Below are 20,566 nucleotides of genomic sequence, written 5' to 3' on the forward strand. Positions count from 1 at the left end.
AATATTAAAAAAATTTTTAAATAAAAAAAATAAAATTTTTTAAATAAAAAAATTATTTAAATTATTTTGAACTTTTAACTATTTGATTAAATAATTTTCGTGAAAAATAATAAAAATATTTTTCATTATTATTTTTAGAAATATTTTTAATATCATTAACGTTTAAAATAAAGTTTTTTGAATTTCTTATTTTATTTACCCATTTTAAAAAATTTTTTTTTCTAGAAGTAACAAAAACTTTAAACTTCATATTAGAAAAACCACTTCCACTATAATTTGAAGAAATGCCTTTAAAAATTCCTGAAGAATTAGCAATTAAGTTTAATTTTGTAATCATTCCAGGCATAGCATAAACTTGACTACCTAATTGAGGAATAAAAAAAGAATTCATTGAAGAATTAGATGTGATATTAAACACAATAGGAGTATTAATAGGGATACATAACTCATTTACAGAAATTATTTTTTCTTTGGGGAAAATGAATATCCACTTCCAATCTATAGAAACTACATTAATAAAAATTGGACTTTTTTTAAAACTATAATATTTTTTTGGATCTAATTCATGAGTTTTTTTCCAAGATAAAATAGCTAAAAAAAAAATAATAATAATTGAAATACCCCAAGAAAAAAATTCAATTTTGTAAGAATGATTCCAATTTGGAGAATATTTTTGATTAAAAATTGGAAAAGAATACTTTTTTAATACAATGTTATATTTATATACCCAAAGAAACAATAAAACTAATAAAATAACTGGAATAATTAATATTAACATCGTAAAAAACGCTGTATAAAATAAAGAAATTTGACTATATGAAAAAAATCCTTTAGGACTAAATAATCCTTGAGAATAAGCAAAATTATTATAATATAAAAAAAACCATATACAAAAAAAACATTTAAAAAAAAAATTTTTTATTTTAAAAATTTTCATAAATTAACCTCAAAAATTAAAATAAAATTTAAAATTTTAAATATGTTAATCTTTAATAATACACTAAAAAAATTATTATTTTTCTGACAAATTTATAAAAAAATAAATAAAAATTTTTTGCACAAAACCAACTAATAAAAATTAATAATAATAAAAGAAAAAAATGATAAAATAAAAAATTGTTTTTAAATCTTTAAAAATTTAAAAATAATTTTTCAAAATATTAAAAATAAAATAAAAAATAATGAATAATATAAAAAATTTTTTTATGATTAACATTAGAAAATAATAAAAATAAATATAATATTAAAATTAATATGTATAATATTCTATAAAAATAATAATACATTAAAGGTCAAAATTTTGAATAATAAAAAATATTTTAATATAAAAAATACTTCAGAAATTGTTCCAATGATTACAGAAAAAAATTCTTACGGAGAAAAAATATATGATATATATTCTAGATTATTAAAAGAAAGAATTATTTTTTTAATCGGACCCATAGAAGATCAAAAAGCAAATATAATAATTGCTCAATTATTATTTTTAGAATCCCAAAATAGTAAAAAAGATATATTTTTATATATTAATTCTCCAGGAGGGATAATCTCTTCAGGATTAGCTATTTATGATACTATGAACTTTATTAAACCAAAAGTAAATACATTATGTATTGGTCAAGCATGCTCTATGGGGGCTTTATTATTATCTTCAGGTAGTAAAGGAAAAAGATTTAGTTTACCAAACTCTAGAATAATGATTCATCAACCTTTAGGAGGTTATGAAGGACAAGCCTCAGATATTGAAATACATGCTAAAGAAATATTAAAAATAAAAAATAAAATTAATAAAATAATTTCTATAAATACAAAAAAAACAATCAAAGAAATTTATAAAGATACAGAACGAGATTATTTTCTATCTGCAAAAAAAGCTTTAGAATATGGAATTATAGACAAAATATTAAAAAATCGATAAAAACAAAAATGTTTAAATTTAGATCTAAACAAAAAAAATTTAAGGTAAAATATATAAATGATTCAAAAGTATAATAAAAATTCTTATTTAAATTGTTCTTTTTGTAAAAAAAAACAATCTGAAGTAAAAAAAATAATTGCTGGAAATTCCGCTCATATTTGTGATGAATGTGTAGATCTATGCTATAAAATTTTAAATAAAAAAGAAAAAAAAATAATTTTTTATAAATCAAAAAAATTAATAATACCCGCAAAAATTAAAAAAAAATTAGATAATTATATTATAAGTCAAAAATATTCAAAAAAAATTTTATCTGTTGCAGTTTATAATCATTATAAAAAAATTTATTTTGAAAAAAAAATAAAAAAAAAAATAGAATTAGGAAAAAGTAATATTTTATTAATTGGTCCAACTGGAAGCGGAAAAACTTTATTAGCCGAAACTTTAGCAAAAATTTTAAATGTTCCTTTTTCAATTTCTGATGCTACTACATTAACTGAATCTGGTTATGTAGGAGAAGATGTAGAAAACATTTTACAAAAATTATTACATAAATGTAATTATAATATTGATCAAGCTCAACATGGGATTGTTTATATAGATGAAATCGATAAAATAGCAAAAAAATCTAATAATATATCTATTACTCGTGATGTATCTGGAGAAGGAGTACAACAATCTTTATTAAAATTAATAGAAGGAACAATTGCTTCAGTTCCTTTAAAAGGGGGAAGAAAACACCCACAACAAGAATTTTTAAAACTAGATACTTCTAAAATTTTATTTATTTGTGGTGGAACTTTTAAAGGATTAAAAAAAATTATTATAGATAGAATAAAAAAAAAATCTTCTATTGGATTTCAAGCTGAAATTAAAGAAAATAAAAAAAAAAATAAATTTAAAAAAAATTTATTAAAAAAAATTGAAACAGAAGATTTAATTAAATTCGGTTTAATTCCAGAATTTATCGGTAGACTTCCAATTATTTCTACTTTAAAAAATTTAAATAAAAAAGCATTAATAAAAGTTTTATGTAAACCTAAAAATGCTCTAATTAAACAATATAAGACTTTATTTAAATTAGAAGGAGTTAAATTAAAATTTGATAAAAAATCTATAAAAAAAATTGCAGAAAAAGCTTTAAAAAAAAAATCTGGAGCAAGAGGATTAAGATCAATTTTAGAAAAAATTTTATTAAATATCATGTACAAACTTCCATCAATGAGAAATGTAGAAAAAATATATATTAATAAAGATGTTGTAAACAGAAAAAAAAATCCAATTTTAAAATTTAAAAATAAATATTAAAAAATAGAACAATTAAAAATTTTTTCGTGTTTAAAAAATATTTTAATATATTTAAATATTTTTTAAAAAAATTAAAAAGAGAAGATTACATGAAAATAAAAAATTCTAAAAAAATAAAAATTCCAATTTTACCATTAAAAGAGATTATAATTTATCCTAATATGATTATGCCATTATTTATTGGAAAAAAAAAATCAATAAAATGTGTTAAATCATCTATGAAAAAAAATAAAAAAATTTTTTTAGTTACTGAAAAAATATCTTCTATTAAAAAAAAAAAAAAATATTTTTCTGTAGGAACTTTTTCAAACATATTACAAATGTTAAAACTTCCTGATGGAACTCTTAAAATTCTTATAGAAGGATTGCAAAGAGCATCTTTAATATCTATAAAAAAAAATAATAAATATTTATTTGGAAAAATTAAATTAATTAAAACTAAATCAAATGAAAAAAATAAAAAACAAAAAATATTAATTCGGACTTTAATTTCACAATTTCAAACTTATATTTCTTATAATAAAAAAATTCCTGTAGAAATTTTATCTTCTGTTAAAAATATTAAAAATCATGAAAAAATTGTTGATACAATAACTATACATATGCCTTTAAAAATAAAATATAAAAAATTTATACTCAAAAATAAAAATATTATTAAAAGAATCAAAAAATTAATGATTCAAATTGAATCAGAAATTAAATTATTAAAAATAGAAAAAAATATTAGAAAAAAAATTAAAAATAAAATTGAAAATAGCCAAAAAGAATATTATTTAAATGAACAAATTAAAGAACTAAAAAAAGAATTAAATAAAATAAAAAAAAAAAGTTCAAAAAAATTTATTAAAAATAATAAAATAAAATCATTGCAAGCTCCTAAAAATATAAAAAAAAAAATTCAATTAGAAATTGAAAAATTAAAAATTATAAATTCTCAATCTTCAGAATATTATGTTATTAAAAACTATATTGAATGGATGATAAAAGTTCCTTGGAATAAAAAAAGTAAAATTGAAAAAAATATTTTAAAAGCAAAAAAAATATTGAATTATGATCATTATGGAATTAATGATATTAAAGAAAGAATTTTAGAATATTTATCGGTCCAAAATAGATCAAAAAAAACAATTAAAGGCCCAATCCTTTGTTTAATTGGACCCCCAGGAGTAGGAAAAACTTCTTTAGGAAAATCAATAGCTAAAGCTACTGGCCGAAAATATATTAAATTTTCATTAGGTGGAATTAAAGACGAATCTGAAATTAGAGGTCATAGAAGAACATATATTGGTTCAATGCCAGGAACATTAATGCAAAAAATTATAAAATCTAAAGTAAAAAATCCATTAATTTTACTTGATGAAATTGATAAAATGTCTTATGAAATTGGATCTAATGCATCTTCTGCATTATTAGAAGTCTTAGATCCTGAACAAAATTATTCTTTTAATGATCATTATTTAGAAATAGATTACGATCTTTCTGATATTATGTTTATTGCAACAGCAAATTCTAACAATATTCCTATTCCATTACTAGATAGAATGGAAATTATTGAACTAAACGGATACACAGAAGAAGAAAAATTAAAAATTTCTCAAAATTATTTAATACCAAAAAAAATAAAAGAAAATGCATTAAAAAAATATGAATTAAAAATTTCAAAAAAATCAATAATGAAAATAATAAATAATTATACTAAAGAATCTGGAGTCAGATCTTTAGAAAAAGAAATTTCTAAAATATGCAGAAAAGTAGTTAAAATTTTATCTATTAAAAAAAAAATAAAAAAAATAAGTGTAAATACTAAAAATTTAAAAAAATATTTAGGAATTTCAAAATATTATTATAATGAAAAAGACGATAAAAATTATATTGGACAAGTAAATGGATTAGCATGGACTGGAACAGGAGGAGATTTATTAACAATAGAGTCAATATGTATAAAAGGAACAGGAGAACTTAAAAATACTGGATATCTTGGGAAAATAATGAAAGAATCAATTTTAGCTGCTATAACATTAATTAGATCTAAAGCAAAAATTTTAAAAATACCGAAAGATTTTTATAAAAATAATGATATACATATTCATGTTCCTGAAGGAGCAACACCAAAAGACGGTCCAAGTGCAGGTATTTCAGTTTGCATCTCAATAATTTCTTCATTAACTAAAATACCAGTAAAATCTAAAATTGCGATGACAGGTGAAATTACTTTATGTGGTAAAATTTTACAAATTGGAGGATTAAAAGAAAAACTTTTAGCAGCAAGAAGAAGTGGTATAAAAGAAGTTTTGATACCCTTTAAAAATAAAAAAGAACTTTTAGAAATTCCAAAAAATATTACTAAAAAATTAATTATACATCCTATAAAAAATTTAGATGATGCATTAAAATTATCATTAAAAAAGATCTATAAAAAAAAATAATAAATTTACAAATATTAAAATATTTTTATTAATTTTAATATTATTACTTTTTTTTTTAAACAAATTATTTTATTATTAATTATTAATTCAAATATTATTTAAAAATAAATAGAATATTAATTAAATTAATAATTAATATTTTTATTTTTCAACTAAAATATTAAAAAAAAATAATAACTAAAATGTATAAAAATGTAAATATTTATTTATATTATTAATATTTTAAAAAATTTTAAAATCTATAAATTTTAATAAAAAAATTTTAAAAAATACTTTATAATATAAAAATAACTATAAAATATTAAAAATAAAAATTATTAGAAATTTAAAAAATTATAATTATTTTTTTATAATATGAATATTTTTAATTTATAATTACTTAAGAATTTTAAAATATAATATTTAAAAAGTAAAATTTAAAAAATAAAAAAATTTATTTACAGATAAAATTATTTTTTATACTTTATAATAATTTTTACAATAATAAAAATTTTTTTGTTTTATATTTATATTGAACATTCTTAAAAAATATTTATAAAAAAATATTTTATAAAAATTTAAAAAAATAAAAAAAATTAAAATTTTTAATAAATAAAAAAATAAATTTTGATTTAATTCAAACAAATTAATAAATAAAAAAAATATATTCTAAAAAAATTTTAAATTATAAGTACACATAAATCAGTTAAATATGTTTTTATTAAAATAAATATATACAATAAAATATATTTTAATAAATTTTAAAAAAATAAAATAAAAATCATTTTAAACAAAAATAAAATTAATATATATAAAAAAAAATTAATAAAAAACTTATATAAAAATAAAGAATTAAAATTTTATTGAAAAAAATAATCTCAAAAAAATTAATAAAAATTAAAAAAATATTTAATATTATATCCTAAAAAAAAAATTACACATATTAATAAAACAAATTTTATTCAATTAAAAAAAAATTTTAAAAATTAAAAAAAATTTTAAAAATTAAAAATTTATATATATCTATAAAATTAATTCTGAAAATTATTTAAAAATTTAAAAATAAAACTATAAATAAAATTTTATAACATTATATATTTAATTAATATTATTTATGTGTGTGAAATTATTTATAATAAAATATTAAAAAAATTTAATTTATTTAAAAATAAAAAAAATAATATTAAATTTAAAAATTATTTTAAAAAAATTATTAAAAGTATTCATAAAAAAAAATTAAAAAACGCTGTAAATAAATTAAATAATAAAAAATATAATTTTAAAAAATAAAAATTTTAATATTAATTTTAGCTCTAAAAAAAAATAAAATTTAAAAATATTTTATTTAAAAATATTGAATTTTTAAATTTTATTTTTTATATTCTAATCAAATAAATTCTTATAATTTCCGTTATTGATAACAAATATCAATAATGTTTTATAATTAAAAAAAAAAAAAATATATGAAAATATTTTTTTTAAAAAATAATAAATTTATATTATATTCTAAATATAAAGTTATATTCTTATTAAAAAAACTATGTAATTTTTATATTTATAACATTGAAAAAATAAAATTATTTATTAAAATATAAAAATTATTTAACTTTAAAAAATAAAATTTTAATTATAAAAACATGTAATATATAATTATTAAAAAAATAAAAAAATTGTAATATATTAAATATATTATAATTATATAAAAACATTAAATTCTCAATTTTATACAATATTTAAAAATATTGTTACATTAAATAAAAATATTTAAATTTATTTTTAAGGTTGTTATGTGCAACTATTTAATTATTTAAAATGGCACTTAATTAAAAAATGGAAAAATTATTTAGGAACATTAATATTATTAATCATGGTCTCTATATTTCAACTATTACCCCCAAAAATAGTAGGTGTATTAGTTGATTTTATAATGAAGGATCGAGTAGATATAAAATTTGTTTTACCTTGGATTATTGTTATTATTACCACTGCTATATTTATTTATTTCTTAAGATGTGGATGGAGATATTTATTATTTTCAGCTTCATACAAACTTTCAGTTTATTTAAGAGTACAATTTTATAAAGCTATTATTAAAAAAAATTTAAATTTTTATATTAAAAATAAAACCGGCGATTTAATTACAAGAGTAAATAATGATATTGAAAGAATAGTATTTGCTGCTGGAGAGGGTGTTTTAACTTTAATTGACTCTTTTGTAATGAGTATTTTCACGACAATTGCAATGTGCCAAGAAGTAGGATGGAAATTAACATTTTTTTCTATGATTCCTATGCCTTTTATGGTAATTATTATTAAAAAATATGGAAAATTTTTACATCAAACATTTTATGAATCTCAAAGAGTTTTATCATTATTAAACAATAAAACACAAGATATTATAAATAATATAAAAATGATTAAAACATTTGGCTTAGAAAATAAACAATTAAATAAATTCTTTGAAGTAGCAAAACTTTCTAGCAAATCGAATATAGAAGTCACTAAAATAGATTCAAAATTTGACCCTGTAATATATTCTTCTATAGCAGTTTCTAACTTTTTAGCAATTTCAGGTGGAGGATATTTAGTATGGAATCAAATTATTACATTAGGAAAACTTACTAGCTTTATTATGTATTTAAGTTTAATGGTATGGCCTATGTTAGCCTTAGCTTGGATGTTTAATATTGTTGAAAGAGGTACCGCAGCTTGGAAAAGAATACAAAAAGTTATGAATTCAAAATATAAAAATAAAAAACATATAAAAATAAAAAAAAACTCAAAAATTAAAAAATTTTATTCTAAAAATAATAACATTAATATTAAAATTAAAAAGTTTTCATATTTAAAAAAAACTAATGTAATATTAAAAAATATATTTTTTAAAATACCTCTTAAACAAAAAATAGGAATTTGTGGACCCACTGGTTCAGGTAAAAGCACTCTTTTATCTTTAATACAGAAAAATTTAGATGTTTGTTACGGAGAGATTTTTTATAAAGGAAAAACATTTAAAGAAATATCACAAAAATATTGGAAAAAAAAAATTTCTGTAGTGAATCAAAAATCTTTTTTATTTTCAGATACTATTTACAATAATATTTCTTTAGGAAAAAAAAAAACTTGCTTAAAAGAAGTAATAAAATTTTCAAAGTTAGCAAAAATTCATGAAGAAATTATAAAATTTCCGTCTTCATACAATACTAAAATTGGAGAACATGGAATTTTACTTTCAGGAGGGCAAAAACAAAGAATATCTATTGCTAGAGCCTTAATTTCTCAATCAAAAATATTAATTCTTGATGATTCCTTATCTGCTCTAGATGCTAATACAGAAAAATCTATACTTAAAAATTTAAATTTTTTAAGAAAAAAATATAAAATTACATTAATAATTTGTTCACATAAATTATCTTCTATTAGTGATTCAAATAAAATTATTATTTTAAAAAATGGAAAAATTGAAGATAAAGGCACACACAAAGAACTAATGAAAAAAAAAAATTGGTATAATAATACTTACAAATATCAAAATTTTAGGTAAATTATAAAAAAATTAAAAATACAGGAAATTTAAATGAAATCTTCTATGAATTACTGGTTAATTATTAACAGATTGATTTATCATGGATTATATTATAAAAAATCTCTTTTGTTAGGAGTAAGTTTATTACTTACTGCCGCTTTAGCAGAAGTTCTATCTCCTATATTAATTAGTAATTTCATAAAAAATGTATTAGAAAAACATTATTTTTCCTTGTTTCTTATTATTATATATATAATATTGTTTATATTTCTACAATTTTCTGCAGTTACATTATACTATTTACAAAATATAACTTTTAATACAGTTTCTATTAAAATAACTCAAAAACTTAGACGAAAATTAATGAAGTCTACATTAGAATTACCAATGAATGTTTTTGATAACAAATCTGCTGGAAAAATATCATCTAAGATTATAAACGACACAGAATCTGTTAGAGATTTATATGATTCTGTTTTTAGTTCCTTAGTTAATAGTTTTGTCTTAGTGAGTACTGTATTAATTGCAATGTTTTCATTAGAATGGCATATGGCATTAGCTTCTATATTATTGTTACCTGTAGTAACTATAGTTATTTTTGTATATAAAAAATATAGTGTTCCTATTATAAAAAAAATAAGACATTATATTTCAAAAACATATCATGAATTTAATGAAATAATAAATGGGTTTTTAGTCATTCAACAATTTAGACAACAAAAAAAATATTCAAATAGAATAAAAAAAGTATGTACTTCTTATTACGATGAAAAAATAAAATCTATGAAATTAGAAGGATATTTATTACGCCCTTTATTAAGTTTATTATCTTCTTTAGTACTTTGCCAACTTATAGTTTTATGTACTACACATTATGTAAAAATTTTTCAACCAGGAATTTTATATGCTTTTATTAGCTATATTAATAGATTAAATGAACCATTAATATCAGTTGCTAGTCAACAACCTTTATTACAAAAAGCAATTGTAGCTGGAGAAAGAATATTTAAAATATTAGACAAAGAAAAACAAAAATATGGAAATATAAAAAAAAATATCAAAAATAGTGAAATAAAAATAAAAAATTTAAACTTTAAATATAAAAACACAAAAAAAAATATTTTAAAAAATATTAACATTAAAATAAAAAAAAATAGTTTTGTTTCTTTTGTAGGACATACTGGGAGTGGGAAAAGTACATTAGTAAGTTTATTAATGAGATATTATGAGCCTACAAAAGGAAGTATTAAAATAGGTCCATATAAAATATCAAAATTTTCGAAAAAAAAATTTAGAAAATTAATATCTTTAGTTCAGCAAGAACCAACAATTCTTTCAGGAACAATTTTAGAAAATATTGATTTAGGTAGGAAATTTTCACAAAAAAAAATATTAAAATGCATTAATCTAAAAGAATTTAAAAATTTTATAAAAAATATGAAAAAAGGAATTTATACAAATTTAGGAGAATCTGGAAATAATTTATCTTCCGGACAAAAACAATTAATTTCAATAGCAAGAGCGTTAATTTTAAAACCAAAAATATTAATATTAGATGAAGCTACATCTAACATTGACTCTGAAACTGAAAAAATTATTCAAAAAACTTTATTAAAATTAAAAAAAAAAACAACATTAATAATTATTGCGCATAGATTATCAACAATTGTAAATTCTGATGAAATATTTTTTTTAGAAAATGGAATAATTGCTGAAAGGGGAACTCATAAAAACTTAATGAAATTAAAATCAAAATATTATAAAATGTATAATGCTCAAAATAATTAAGAATTAAAAATTTTTTAGTTTTTTAAAAAAATTTTTAGTTCACAGCATATTTAAATGCCTGTATTATTTTGAATAAAGTTGCTTCCTTCCGGACCTGACTTTAGTATTTCAAAATTACAGCTTTTAAATATACTGGAACAATTTATATAATATTATATAAAAAAAAAAAATACAAGAAATTATTAAAATTATTTAATGTAATTTTATAAATTTAAAAATTTTTAAAAAATAAAATAAAATGCTATATGAATATAAATGTGTTAACATAACAAATTAATTTAATAAAAAATATTAAAATATGAATTATAAAAATTTTTCTAATAAATGGAGACCTAAAGATTTTAAAGAAATTATTGGTCAAAAATATATTATTCAAGCTATTTCTAATAGTTTAATTTTAAACAGAATACATCAAGTATGGTTATTTCATGGAACAAGAGGTATTGGAAAAACTACTATTGCAAGAATTTTAGCAAAATGTTTAAATTGTAAAAAAAAAATTACATATCAACCCTGTCATGTTTGTTCTTCATGTAAAGAAATATCTAAAAATTCTAGTCCAGACTTAATAGAAATTGATGCAGCATCAAAAAATAAAGTAGAAGATATAAGAGAAATATTAGAAAATGTAAAATATTTTCCAATGAAAGAAAGATTTAAAATATATTTAATAGATGAAATACATATGTTATCTAAACATAGTTTTAATGCTTTATTAAAAACTCTGGAAGAACCACCAAAATATGTAAAATTTATATTAGCCACTACAGAAATACAAAAAATACCTGAAACAATTATTAGTAGATGTATGGTATTTAAATTATTAGAATTATCTGAAAAAAATATAAAAAATAGACTTTCATACATTCTAAAAAAAGAAAAAATAAAATTTGAAAATAATTCATTAGATTTAATTTCAGAATTTTCTTCTGGAAGCGTAAGAGATGCAATTAGTATCACTGAACAATCTATAGATTTATGCAAAGAAAATATAACACTAAAAAACATTCAAAAAATGTTGGGGGTATTAGAAAATAAAAAAATTTTTCTATTATTTAAAAATTTATTAAAAAAAAATTCTAAAAAATGTATTAACTTAATTAATAAATTTTATTTTTTAGGAATAGATCCAGAAAAAATATTAATAGAAATTATGAAATTATTTTATCATTTATATTTATTAAAATCTATCTCATGTAAATTAAAAAATAATTTTTATAATAAAAATCAAAATATAATTTTAAAAAAAATTTCTAAAAATATTGACTATAAAGATATTAAAAAATATTATATTAACTTTTTAAAAGGAAGAAAAAATATTATATATTCTCCTTCTAAAAAAATTGGATTAGAAATTACTATTTTATATACATTTCAAATAAAAACACACTATAATTTAAAAATTATTAACAATATATTTAAAAAAATTTAAAAAAATATAATGTTAAAAAATTTTTGTATAACATATTTTACTTAAGAAAAAAAATTATGATTAATCAAAATAATATAACTAATTTAATGAATCAAGCTCAAAAAATGCAAAAAAAAATTTCTAAAATTCAAAAAAAAATTTCTAAAATAGAAGTGATTGGAGAATCAGGGGCAGGTTTAGTTAAAATTACTTTAAATGGAAAAAATAATTGTAAAAATATACAATTAAATAAAAAATTATTTAAAGAAAACGATCAAGAAATTATTGAAGATTTAATAATAGCTGCTTTTAATGATGCTATTAGAAAAATATCTGAAGAAAAGAAAAAAAAAATGTCTCTTCTATCTGATAAAATTCCAATTCCTCCTGGAATGAATTTTCCATTATAATTATTGTTTTTAAAAAAAATTTAAAAAAATATATGTATAATTTAATATATTTATTAAATATTTTAAAAATTTTATAATTAAAAAATTTAAAATATTTTCTTAACACTTACAACTATTTGACATAAATATAAATAAAAATAATATGAAAATAATTATAATCGGACCTCCAAATTCAGGGAAAGGAACTCAAGCTCAATATATTTCTAAACAATATAAAATTCCTCAAATATCTATAGGAAATATGCTTAGAAATATTATAAAAAAAGATAAAAAAATTGGAAAATATGTAAAAAAAAGAATCAATAACGGAAAATTAGTAAAAAATAAAATCGTAATTTCTTTAATAAAAAAAAGAATAAAAAAAAAAGATTGTAAAAATGGATATTTATTAGATGGTTTTCCTAGAAATTTGGATCAAGCAAAAATGATGAAATTAGAAAAAATAAAAATTAACTATGTAATTCAACTAAAAGCAAATACAAAAACTATTTTAAATAGAGCTATAGGAAGAAAAATACATTTAAAATCAGGAAGAATTTATCATGATGTGTTTAATCCTCCAATAAAAAAAAATTGTGATGATATTACAGGAGAATCTTTAATTGTTCGAAAAGATGATAAAATTAATATTTTAAAAAAAAGAATTATAGAATATAAAAAAATTAATAAACCTTTAATTTTATTTTTTAAAAAAAAACAAAAAAAAAAAAAAATAATTTTATTTACAATTAATTCAGAAAAAAAAATTAAACTAATTAAGAAAAAAATAAAAAAATTTTTAGAAAAAAAAATTATTAAATTTTAAATTTTATAAAAAATTATTTTTATTCTTTAAAATTTTTAAAATATAAAAAAATTAATTTTTTTTTTGCACTTTACAGGATTCGAACCTGTGACCCACGGCTTAGAAGGCCGTTGCTCTATCCAACTGAGCTAAAAGTGCATTAACTTAAAAATTAATATTAATTAATTTTTAATTATTAAAATTATTATAATTTAATTTTTTTCAAAATACTAGTTTATTTATTAATACATTAAAAAATAAATTGTATAAAGTTTAAAAAAGGATTATTATGAAATTTAAAATAATGAATGGAAAAAAAATAGCACAAAAAATGCAAAAAAAAATTAAAAAAATTGTATTAAAAAGAAAAATAAAAAAATTATCAATACCTGGATTAGCAATTATTTTAATTGGAAACGATTGTGCTTCTAAAATTTATGTAAAAAATAAAATAATAGCATGTAAAAAAGTAGGGTTTAAACTAAAAATTTTTTATTTAAAAGAAAACATTTTAGAATTAAAAATTTTAAAAATTTTAAAAAAATTAAATAAAAATCCAAAAATTCATGGAATTTTGTTACAATTACCAATTCCAAAAAATTTAAATTTAATCAAATTAATTAAAAAAATATCTTTTAAAAAAGATGTAGATGGTTTAAATTACAATTATAAAAAATTATTTTTTCAAAAAAAAAAATATTTTGAATCATGTACAGTTTTAGGAATAATGCATTTATTAAAAAAATATAAAATTAACTTAAAAAAATTAAATATTTTAATTATAGGTAACTCTAACTTAATTGGAAAACCAATGGCATTAAAATTGTTATCATATGGATATACTGTAACTATAACAAACAAATTTACAAAAAATTTAAAATCATATCTTAAAATTGCTCAAGTAATTATTATTGCTATTGGAAAACCAAATTTTTTAAATAAAAAATATCTTAGAAAAGGAGTAATTATTATAGATGTAGGAATAAATTTTATAAAAAATAAAATTATAGGAGATGTAAATTTTAAATCTGTCCAATCAAAATCTTCTTATATTACACCAGTTCCTGGTGGAGTAGGACCAATGACTATAACATTTTTATTGAAAAATACTTTAAACTCTTGTATAAAAAATATATAATAAAAATAAATTATTTTATAATTAATTTTATATAAAGTTCAACAAAAATAAATAATATTATTTTTTCATAATTATAGTTTTATGTAAATGATCTTCAATTTTTATTCCTAAATTTAATAAATTTTTTCTTATTTTGTCTGATTTTTTCCACATTTTTAATTTTCTAAAAATATTTCTTTTATACACTAAATTTTTAATTAACAAAATTTTTTTTGTACTATAAAATTTTTTTAAATTACATTTTAAAAATTTTTTAGGTGAACACGTAAAAAATCCTAAAATTTTTCCTAATCTTAAAAGTATAAAAGAATATTTTTTAATTTTAGATTTATTTATTTTAGAAAAACTTCTTAAAATATTAATTTTTTTAGACAAATTCATTAAAATTAATAGACAATTATAAGTGTCAAAATCATTATTCATAAATTTATAAAATAATTTAAAATATTTAGATTTTTGTATTAATAAATCTTTCTTTAAAATATTATCTTTAAATTTTAAATCTAAAAATAAAAGAGATAAATACAATTTTTTTAATTTTAATTCAGAATTTTTTAAATTTTTAAAACTAAAAAAAATTGGATGTTTATAATTTGTAGATAAAAAATAATATTTTATAACTTCAGGATGATATTTTTTTAATAAATCAGAAATATATAAACTATTATTTAAAGATTTAGACATTTTATTTTTATTAACAATAATCATGCCTGTATGTATCCAATAATTAGAATATTTTTTATTTTTTAAACATAAAGATTCTGATTGTGCTCTTTCATTTTCATGATGAGGAAATATTAAATCATTTCCACCTCCATGAATATCAAGCTTTGATTTAAATATTTTATGATTTATAGCCGAGCATTCTATATGCCAACCAGGCCTTCCATTTCCCCAAGGAGATGCCCAAAAAGGTTTTTTATATTTATTATTTATTTTCCATAATACAAAATCTTTTTTTAAAAATAATATATTTTTTTTTTTTATTTTTTTATTTGAATGCAATACTGATAAATTAGACAATTCTCCATATTTTTTATAATTTTTAATTGAAAAAAGTACGTCTCCATTTTTATGTATATAAGCAAAACCTAATTTAATTAATTTTTTTATAAAATATATAATTTCTTTAATAAATTTTGTAACTCTAGGCTCAAAAGTTGGAGACATTAAATCCAATTTTTTGAAATCTTGATTCATTTTAGTAATCATTAAATTCACAAAATCTTTCCAATTTTGATTATTTAATAAAGATTTTTTGATAATTTTATCATCTATATCTGTAATATTTCTTGCATATTTTACAGAATAACCTAAAATTTTAAAATATCTTACAATCATATCAAAAAATAAGAATGTTCTTGCATGACCAATATGACAACTATCATAAACTGTCACACCACACACATACATAAATATTTTTTTTTTATAAATTGTTTTAAAAATTTCTTTTTTTTTAGTTAAAGTATTAAAAATTTTTAACATATTAAAATTCTTTTATTCGAAGATTTATAAAAATAAAAATTTATGTTAATTCTTTTAAAATATTTAAAAATTTAAAATATAAAAATGTTTAATAAATTAAAAAAATTAATAAAAGTTCCATGTTATTTTAATTTTAAAATAATTGGATATAATAAAAATAATATTAAAAAAAAAATTTTAAAATTAATAAAAAAAAAAAAAATTAAAAAATTTAATATTAAAAAAAAAAATAGTTATAAAAATAAATATATTTCTTTTTCTGTAACAATATATATAAAAAAATTTAAAAATATTATATATTTTTATAAAAATTTTAAAAAAATTTATAATGTTAAAATCGTATTATAAAAAATTTTTTTCAGTGCAACTAAAGTTATTTACTTCAGTTGCACTGAACAGTTTAATTTTGAAATTTTTTAATAACTTTAAATATTAAAAATTTTTATTTTATAAAAAACTTTTTATTTATAAACTGATAACGTTAGCAGCAGATGGTCCTTTTGCTCCTTCAGTAATTTCAAATTCTACACTTTGACCTTCTGATAAAGTTTTAAAGCCATTGCTTTGAATTGCTGAGAAATGAACAAATACATCTTTACTACCATCTTCAGGAGTAATAAATCCAAATCCTTTTGATTCATTAAACCACTTAACATTACCTTTAATCTTGGACATCTTTTATTACCTTTGCATAAAAATATAAACTAAAATTTTTAAATTATTTAAAAAAATTAGTTTTAAATAAAATTCAAATTGTTTTTTTATATAAAATATAAAATATAAAAAAATTTTTATATTTTTAATATTTTATAAAAATTAAAAAAATAATAAAACAATAATTTTTATTAAAAATTTATTAAATTATTTTATTATTATAATACTTTTTTTATTTTAATATAAAACATTAATTACAAAATTGCAATAAAAATTATTTTACAATTTTAAATTGTTCATAAAATATTAAAAATTTTTTTTTATATATATTTAAGGAAAATTATATATTTAAGGAAAATAATAAAAAGGAAGGTTACATGTTTTAAAGAAATAAATTTTAAAAATTATTATTTTTTTATTTTTTTAAATTGATTTTTTATTAAATTTAAAACCTGGTAATTACCTACTCTCACTCAGGGAGACCCCGAACTACCATTGGCGTTATAATGTTTCACTTCTGAGTTCGGAATGGATTCAGGTGGTACCATTACACTATATTTACCAGGTTTTTTAAAAATATATTTAATTATTATAATATATAATTTTAAATATATTTTTAAAGATAAAAAATAAATTTTTTTAAAAAAATTTGGAAAAAGAAAAAATATTTTTTTTATTATAATTTAAAAATTTTTTTTAAAAAAAACATCTCTGGTGTTGTAAGGTTAAGTCTCTTGGGAAATTAGTACTGATTAGCTTAACACATTACTGTGCTTACACATTCAGCCTATCAACGTCGTAGTCTTCAACGTCCCTTCAGTAAATTTTGTTAAAAATTTCAGGGAAGATTAATCTTAGGGTAAGTTTCGTGCTTATATGCTTTCAGCACTTATCTTTTCCGCATTTAGCTACCGGGCAATGCCATTGGCATGACAACCCGAACACCAGTGATGCGTCCATTTCGGTCCTCTCGTACTAGAAACAGATCCCTTCAATCTTCCAACGCCCACGACAGATAGGGACCGAACTGTCTCACGACGTTCTAAACCCAGCTCGCGTACCACTTTAAATGGCGAACAGCCATACCCTTGGGACCTGCTTCAGCCCCAGGATGTGATGAGCCGACATCGAGGTGCCAAACACCGCCGTCGATATGAACTCTTGGGCGGTATTAGCCTGTTATCCCCGGAGTACCTTTTATCTGTTGAGCGATGGCCATTCCATTCAGAACCACCGGATCACTAAGACCTGCTTTCGCATCTGATTGCATTATCATGCTCTCAGTTAAACTGGCTTATGCCTTTGCACTAACCTCACGATTTCCAACCGTAATTAGCCAATCTTTGTACTCCTCCGTTACTCTTTGGGAGGAGACCGCCCCAGTCAAACTACCCACCAGACAATGTCTCTATACCTGTTTCAGGTATTAGGTTAGATTATTAAAATTTAAAGGGTGGTATTTCAAGGGCAACTCCATTAAAACTTGCGATTTAACTTCATAGTTTCCCACCTATCCTACACATTAAGCTCCAATAATCAATGTCAAGTTATAGTAAAGGTTCACGGGGTCTTTCCGTCTTGCCGCGGGTACACTGCATCTTCACAGCAATTTCAATTTCACTGAGTCCCAGATGGAGACAGCCTAGCCATCATTACGCCATTCGTGCAGGTCGGAACTTACCCGACAAGGAATTTCGCTACCTTAGGACCGTTATAGTTACGGCCGCCGTTTACCGGGGCTTCACGTAAAAGCTTCAAATTTTAAAAAAAATTTTAACCTCTCAGATTAACCTTCCGGCACCGGGCAGGCGTCACACCGTATACTTCCACTTTCATGTTTGCACAGTGCTGTGTTTTTAATAAACAGTTGCAGCTAGCTGGTATCTTCGACTAACTTCAGCTCCAAGAGTAAATCTTTTTACTTACGAGTTAGCGTGCCTTCTCCCGAAGTTACGGCACCATTTTGCCTAGTTCCTTCATCTGGGTTCTCTCAAGCGCTTTAGTATGCTCTACCTAACTACCTGTGTCGGTTTGTGGTACGATTTAATTTTACTTGAAGCTTAGAGACTTTTCTTGGAAATATGGTATCAATTACTTCGTTACCTTAATAACTCGTATTCACGCCTTAATTTAAATAATATTCGGATTTTCCTAAATATTAACATCTAAACGTTTAAACTAGGACAACCGTCGCCTAGATAATTTAACCTCTTTCGTCATCCCTTCGCAGTAAAATTAAGCACAGGAATATTAACCTGTTGTCCATCGACTACGCTTTTCAGCCTCGCCTTAGGTATCGGCTAACCCTGCCTCGATTAACGTTGGACAGGAAACCTTAGTTTTTCAGCGAGCAAGTTTTTCACTTGCTTTATCGTTACTCATGTCAGCATTCGCACTTCTGATTCCTCCAATATATTTCACAATATATCTTCTATGGTTTACAGAACGCTCCCCTACCCAATAAAATAATTAAAATAAAAATTTTATTGTCACAGCTTCGGTATATAGTTTAGCCCCGTTATATCTTCCGCGCAAGCCGACTTAACCAGTGAGCTATTACGCTTTCTTTAAATGATGGCTGCTTCTAAGCCAACATCCTGGCTGTTTATGCCTTCTCACATCGTTTCCCACTTAACTATAATTTTGGGACCTTAGCTGGTGATCTGGGTTGTTTCCCTTTCCACAACGAACGTTAGCACCCGCTGTGTGTCTCCCGTGATAACATTCTACGGTATTCGGAGTTTGCATCGGATTGGTAAGCCAGTATGACCCCCTAACCGAAACAGTGCTCTACCCCCGAAGATGAATTTCACGAGGCGCTACCTAAATAGCTTTCGGGGAGAACCAGCTATCTCCCGGTTTGATTGGTCTTTCACCCCTAGCCATAGATCATCCGCTGATTTTTCAACATCAGTCGGTTCGGTCCTCCAATTAGTTTTACCTAACTTTCAACCTGTCCGTGGCTAGATCACCGGGTTTCGGGTCTGTATCCTGAAACTAAAAAAAATCGCCTATTTAAGACTCGGTTTCCCTTCGGCTCCCCTTTAAACGGTTAACCTTGCTACAGAATACAAGTCGCTGACCCATTATACAAAAGGTACGCAGTCACTTTATTTTTTAAAATAACAAAAAAAAAGCTCCTACTGCTTGTACGTATACGGTTTCAGGATCTATTTCACTCCCCTAACAGGGGTTCTTTTCGCCTTTCCCTCACGGTACTAGTTCACTATCGGTCAATCAGGAGTATTTAGCCTTAGAGGATGGTCCCCCTATCTTCAAACAAGATTTCTCGTGTCTCGTTTTACTTTTTGAGTAAATAAAACAAACTTTTTTATATACGGGGCTATCACCTTGTATCGCTAATTTTTTCCAAAATTATTCTACTAAAATTTGTTTTATTTATATTACTCTGGGCTGATCCCTTTTCGCTCGCCACTACTTAGGGAATCTCAATTGATTTCTTTTCCTCAAGGTACTTAGATGTTTCAGTTCCCTTGGTTTACTTTATTTATTTATTTGATTCAATAAATAATGACATATATAAAATATGCCGGGTTTCCCCATTCGGATACCGACGGTTAATAACGCTTCATATCAGCTTACCGACGATTTTCGCAGATTTGCACGTCCTTCATAGTCTCTGATTGCCAAGGCATCCACCATATACGCTTAACTTACTTAACCTTACAACCCACAGATGTCTTTATTTTTAAAAAAAATAAAAAAAATTTTATTTTTC

Annotated in this window: 13 protein-coding genes, 1 tRNA gene, 2 rRNA genes and 1 other RNA gene; 10 read left to right on the forward strand and 7 right to left on the reverse strand. The window is 20.7% G+C overall.

Features of this window, described 5'->3' with window-relative positions:
- Positions 1 to 61 precede the first annotated feature (61 nt).
- The gene (locus tag AACL42_RS00770; RefSeq protein WP_340147625.1) at positions 62 to 937 is read right to left on the reverse strand and encodes a cytochrome o ubiquinol oxidase subunit II; all 876 of its coding nucleotides are present in this window, start codon (positions 935 to 937) and stop codon (positions 62 to 64) included.
- Between the two features lie 363 nt (positions 938 to 1,300).
- Between AACL42_RS00770 and clpP the strand changes: the two genes are divergently transcribed.
- From clpP to AACL42_RS00795, 5 genes are all read left to right on the forward strand, one after another.
- Complete coding sequence (clpP, locus tag AACL42_RS00775) at positions 1,301 to 1,918, forward strand: ATP-dependent Clp endopeptidase proteolytic subunit ClpP (RefSeq protein WP_425333442.1); 618 nt, start codon at positions 1,301 to 1,303, stop codon at positions 1,916 to 1,918.
- Positions 1,919 to 1,975: 57 nt separating this feature from the next.
- Positions 1,976 to 3,226: an ATP-dependent Clp protease ATP-binding subunit ClpX gene (clpX, locus tag AACL42_RS00780; protein WP_340147626.1), complete on the forward strand. Its 1,251-nt coding sequence runs from the start codon at positions 1,976 to 1,978 to the stop codon at positions 3,224 to 3,226.
- An 89-nt stretch (positions 3,227 to 3,315) separates the two neighbouring features.
- A complete protein-coding gene (lon, locus tag AACL42_RS00785; RefSeq protein WP_340147627.1) occupies positions 3,316 to 5,652 on the forward strand; it encodes an endopeptidase La in 2,337 nt (778 codons plus the stop codon).
- Between the two features lie 1,768 nt (positions 5,653 to 7,420).
- The gene (locus tag AACL42_RS00790) at positions 7,421 to 9,175 is read left to right on the forward strand and encodes an ABC transporter transmembrane domain-containing protein (RefSeq protein ID WP_340147628.1); all 1,755 of its coding nucleotides are present in this window, start codon (positions 7,421 to 7,423) and stop codon (positions 9,173 to 9,175) included.
- 33 nt (positions 9,176 to 9,208) lie between these two features.
- Positions 9,209 to 10,945, forward strand: coding sequence for an ABC transporter transmembrane domain-containing protein (locus AACL42_RS00795; protein ID WP_340147629.1), 1,737 nt, complete (start codon positions 9,209 to 9,211; stop codon positions 10,943 to 10,945).
- A 38-nt stretch (positions 10,946 to 10,983) separates the two neighbouring features.
- Here the strand turns inward: AACL42_RS00795 and ffs are convergent.
- Positions 10,984 to 11,081, reverse strand: an RNA gene (ffs, locus tag AACL42_RS00800) — signal recognition particle sRNA small type.
- 162 nt (positions 11,082 to 11,243) lie between these two features.
- Here ffs and dnaX point away from each other — a divergent pair.
- The 3 genes from dnaX to AACL42_RS00815 all read left to right on the forward strand — a co-directional run bounded on the left by dnaX (position 11,244) and on the right by AACL42_RS00815 (position 13,571).
- The gene (gene dnaX, locus AACL42_RS00805) at positions 11,244 to 12,377 is read left to right on the forward strand and encodes a DNA polymerase III subunit gamma/tau (RefSeq protein ID WP_340147630.1); all 1,134 of its coding nucleotides are present in this window, start codon (positions 11,244 to 11,246) and stop codon (positions 12,375 to 12,377) included.
- Positions 12,378 to 12,433: 56 nt separating this feature from the next.
- On the forward strand, positions 12,434 to 12,766 hold the full coding sequence (locus AACL42_RS00810; protein ID WP_340147631.1) for a YbaB/EbfC family nucleoid-associated protein: 333 nt from the start codon (positions 12,434 to 12,436) through the stop codon (positions 12,764 to 12,766).
- Between the two features lie 142 nt (positions 12,767 to 12,908).
- The gene (locus AACL42_RS00815) at positions 12,909 to 13,571 is read left to right on the forward strand and encodes an adenylate kinase family protein (RefSeq protein WP_340147632.1); all 663 of its coding nucleotides are present in this window, start codon (positions 12,909 to 12,911) and stop codon (positions 13,569 to 13,571) included.
- Between the two features lie 64 nt (positions 13,572 to 13,635).
- On the opposite strand, the gene AACL42_RS00820 is transcribed toward AACL42_RS00815, so the two are convergent.
- Positions 13,636 to 13,709 (reverse strand) — tRNA-Arg (locus AACL42_RS00820).
- Between the two features lie 130 nt (positions 13,710 to 13,839).
- Between AACL42_RS00820 and AACL42_RS00825 the strand changes: the two genes are divergently transcribed.
- Positions 13,840 to 14,688, forward strand: coding sequence for a bifunctional 5,10-methylenetetrahydrofolate dehydrogenase/5,10-methenyltetrahydrofolate cyclohydrolase (locus AACL42_RS00825; RefSeq protein ID WP_340147633.1), 849 nt, complete (start codon positions 13,840 to 13,842; stop codon positions 14,686 to 14,688).
- A gap of 57 nt (positions 14,689 to 14,745) precedes the next feature.
- On the opposite strand, the gene cysS is transcribed toward AACL42_RS00825, so the two are convergent.
- On the reverse strand, positions 14,746 to 16,173 hold the full coding sequence (gene cysS / locus AACL42_RS00830; protein WP_340147634.1) for a cysteine--tRNA ligase: 1,428 nt from the start codon (positions 16,171 to 16,173) through the stop codon (positions 14,746 to 14,748).
- Between the two features lie 84 nt (positions 16,174 to 16,257).
- Between cysS and AACL42_RS00835 the strand changes: the two genes are divergently transcribed.
- Entirely contained in the window at positions 16,258 to 16,521 is a 264-nt protein-coding gene (locus AACL42_RS00835) for a DUF493 family protein (protein WP_340147635.1), read from the forward strand.
- 117 nt (positions 16,522 to 16,638) lie between these two features.
- Here the strand turns inward: AACL42_RS00835 and cspE are convergent, their stop codons facing one another.
- The 3 genes from cspE to AACL42_RS00850 all read right to left on the reverse strand — a co-directional run bounded on the left by cspE (position 16,639) and on the right by AACL42_RS00850 (position 20,511).
- Positions 16,639 to 16,848, reverse strand: coding sequence for a transcription antiterminator/RNA stability regulator CspE (gene cspE / locus AACL42_RS00840; RefSeq protein WP_011091543.1), 210 nt, complete (start codon positions 16,846 to 16,848; stop codon positions 16,639 to 16,641).
- 429 nt (positions 16,849 to 17,277) lie between these two features.
- Positions 17,278 to 17,393, reverse strand: a 5S ribosomal RNA gene (gene rrf / locus AACL42_RS00845).
- A 155-nt stretch (positions 17,394 to 17,548) separates the two neighbouring features.
- Positions 17,549 to 20,511: ribosomal RNA gene (locus AACL42_RS00850) — 23S ribosomal RNA — on the reverse strand.
- Positions 20,512 to 20,566 lie beyond the last annotated feature (55 nt).

It is taken from the genome of Buchnera aphidicola (Drepanosiphum platanoidis), assembly GCF_964020165.1.
GTDB lineage: Bacteria > Pseudomonadota > Gammaproteobacteria > Enterobacterales > Enterobacteriaceae > Buchnera_J > Buchnera_J aphidicola_BL.

What these genes read in the sequence shown, in the direction of transcription:
- AACL42_RS00835 (WP_340147635.1), top strand. Translation starts at nt 16,258, where the DNA reads ATGTTTAATAAATTAAAAAAATTAATAAAAGTTCCATGTTATTTTAAT.
- AACL42_RS00795 (WP_340147629.1), top strand. Translation starts at nt 9,209, where the DNA reads ATGAAATCTTCTATGAATTACTGGTTAATTATTAACAGATTGATTTAT.
- dnaX (WP_340147630.1), top strand. Translation starts at nt 11,244, where the DNA reads ATGAATTATAAAAATTTTTCTAATAAATGGAGACCTAAAGATTTTAAA.
- AACL42_RS00825 (WP_340147633.1), top strand. Translation starts at nt 13,840, where the DNA reads ATGAAATTTAAAATAATGAATGGAAAAAAAATAGCACAAAAAATGCAA.
- cspE (WP_011091543.1), bottom strand. Translation starts at nt 16,848, where the DNA reads ATGTCCAAGATTAAAGGTAATGTTAAGTGGTTTAATGAATCAAAAGGA.
- AACL42_RS00770 (WP_340147625.1), bottom strand. Translation starts at nt 937, where the DNA reads ATGAAAATTTTTAAAATAAAAAATTTTTTTTTTAAATGTTTTTTTTGT.
- AACL42_RS00815 (WP_340147632.1), top strand. Translation starts at nt 12,909, where the DNA reads ATGAAAATAATTATAATCGGACCTCCAAATTCAGGGAAAGGAACTCAA.
- lon (WP_340147627.1), top strand. Translation starts at nt 3,316, where the DNA reads ATGAAAATAAAAAATTCTAAAAAAATAAAAATTCCAATTTTACCATTA.
- clpX (WP_340147626.1), top strand. Translation starts at nt 1,976, where the DNA reads ATGATTCAAAAGTATAATAAAAATTCTTATTTAAATTGTTCTTTTTGT.
- AACL42_RS00810 (WP_340147631.1), top strand. Translation starts at nt 12,434, where the DNA reads ATGATTAATCAAAATAATATAACTAATTTAATGAATCAAGCTCAAAAA.
- cysS (WP_340147634.1), bottom strand. Translation starts at nt 16,173, where the DNA reads ATGTTAAAAATTTTTAATACTTTAACTAAAAAAAAAGAAATTTTTAAA.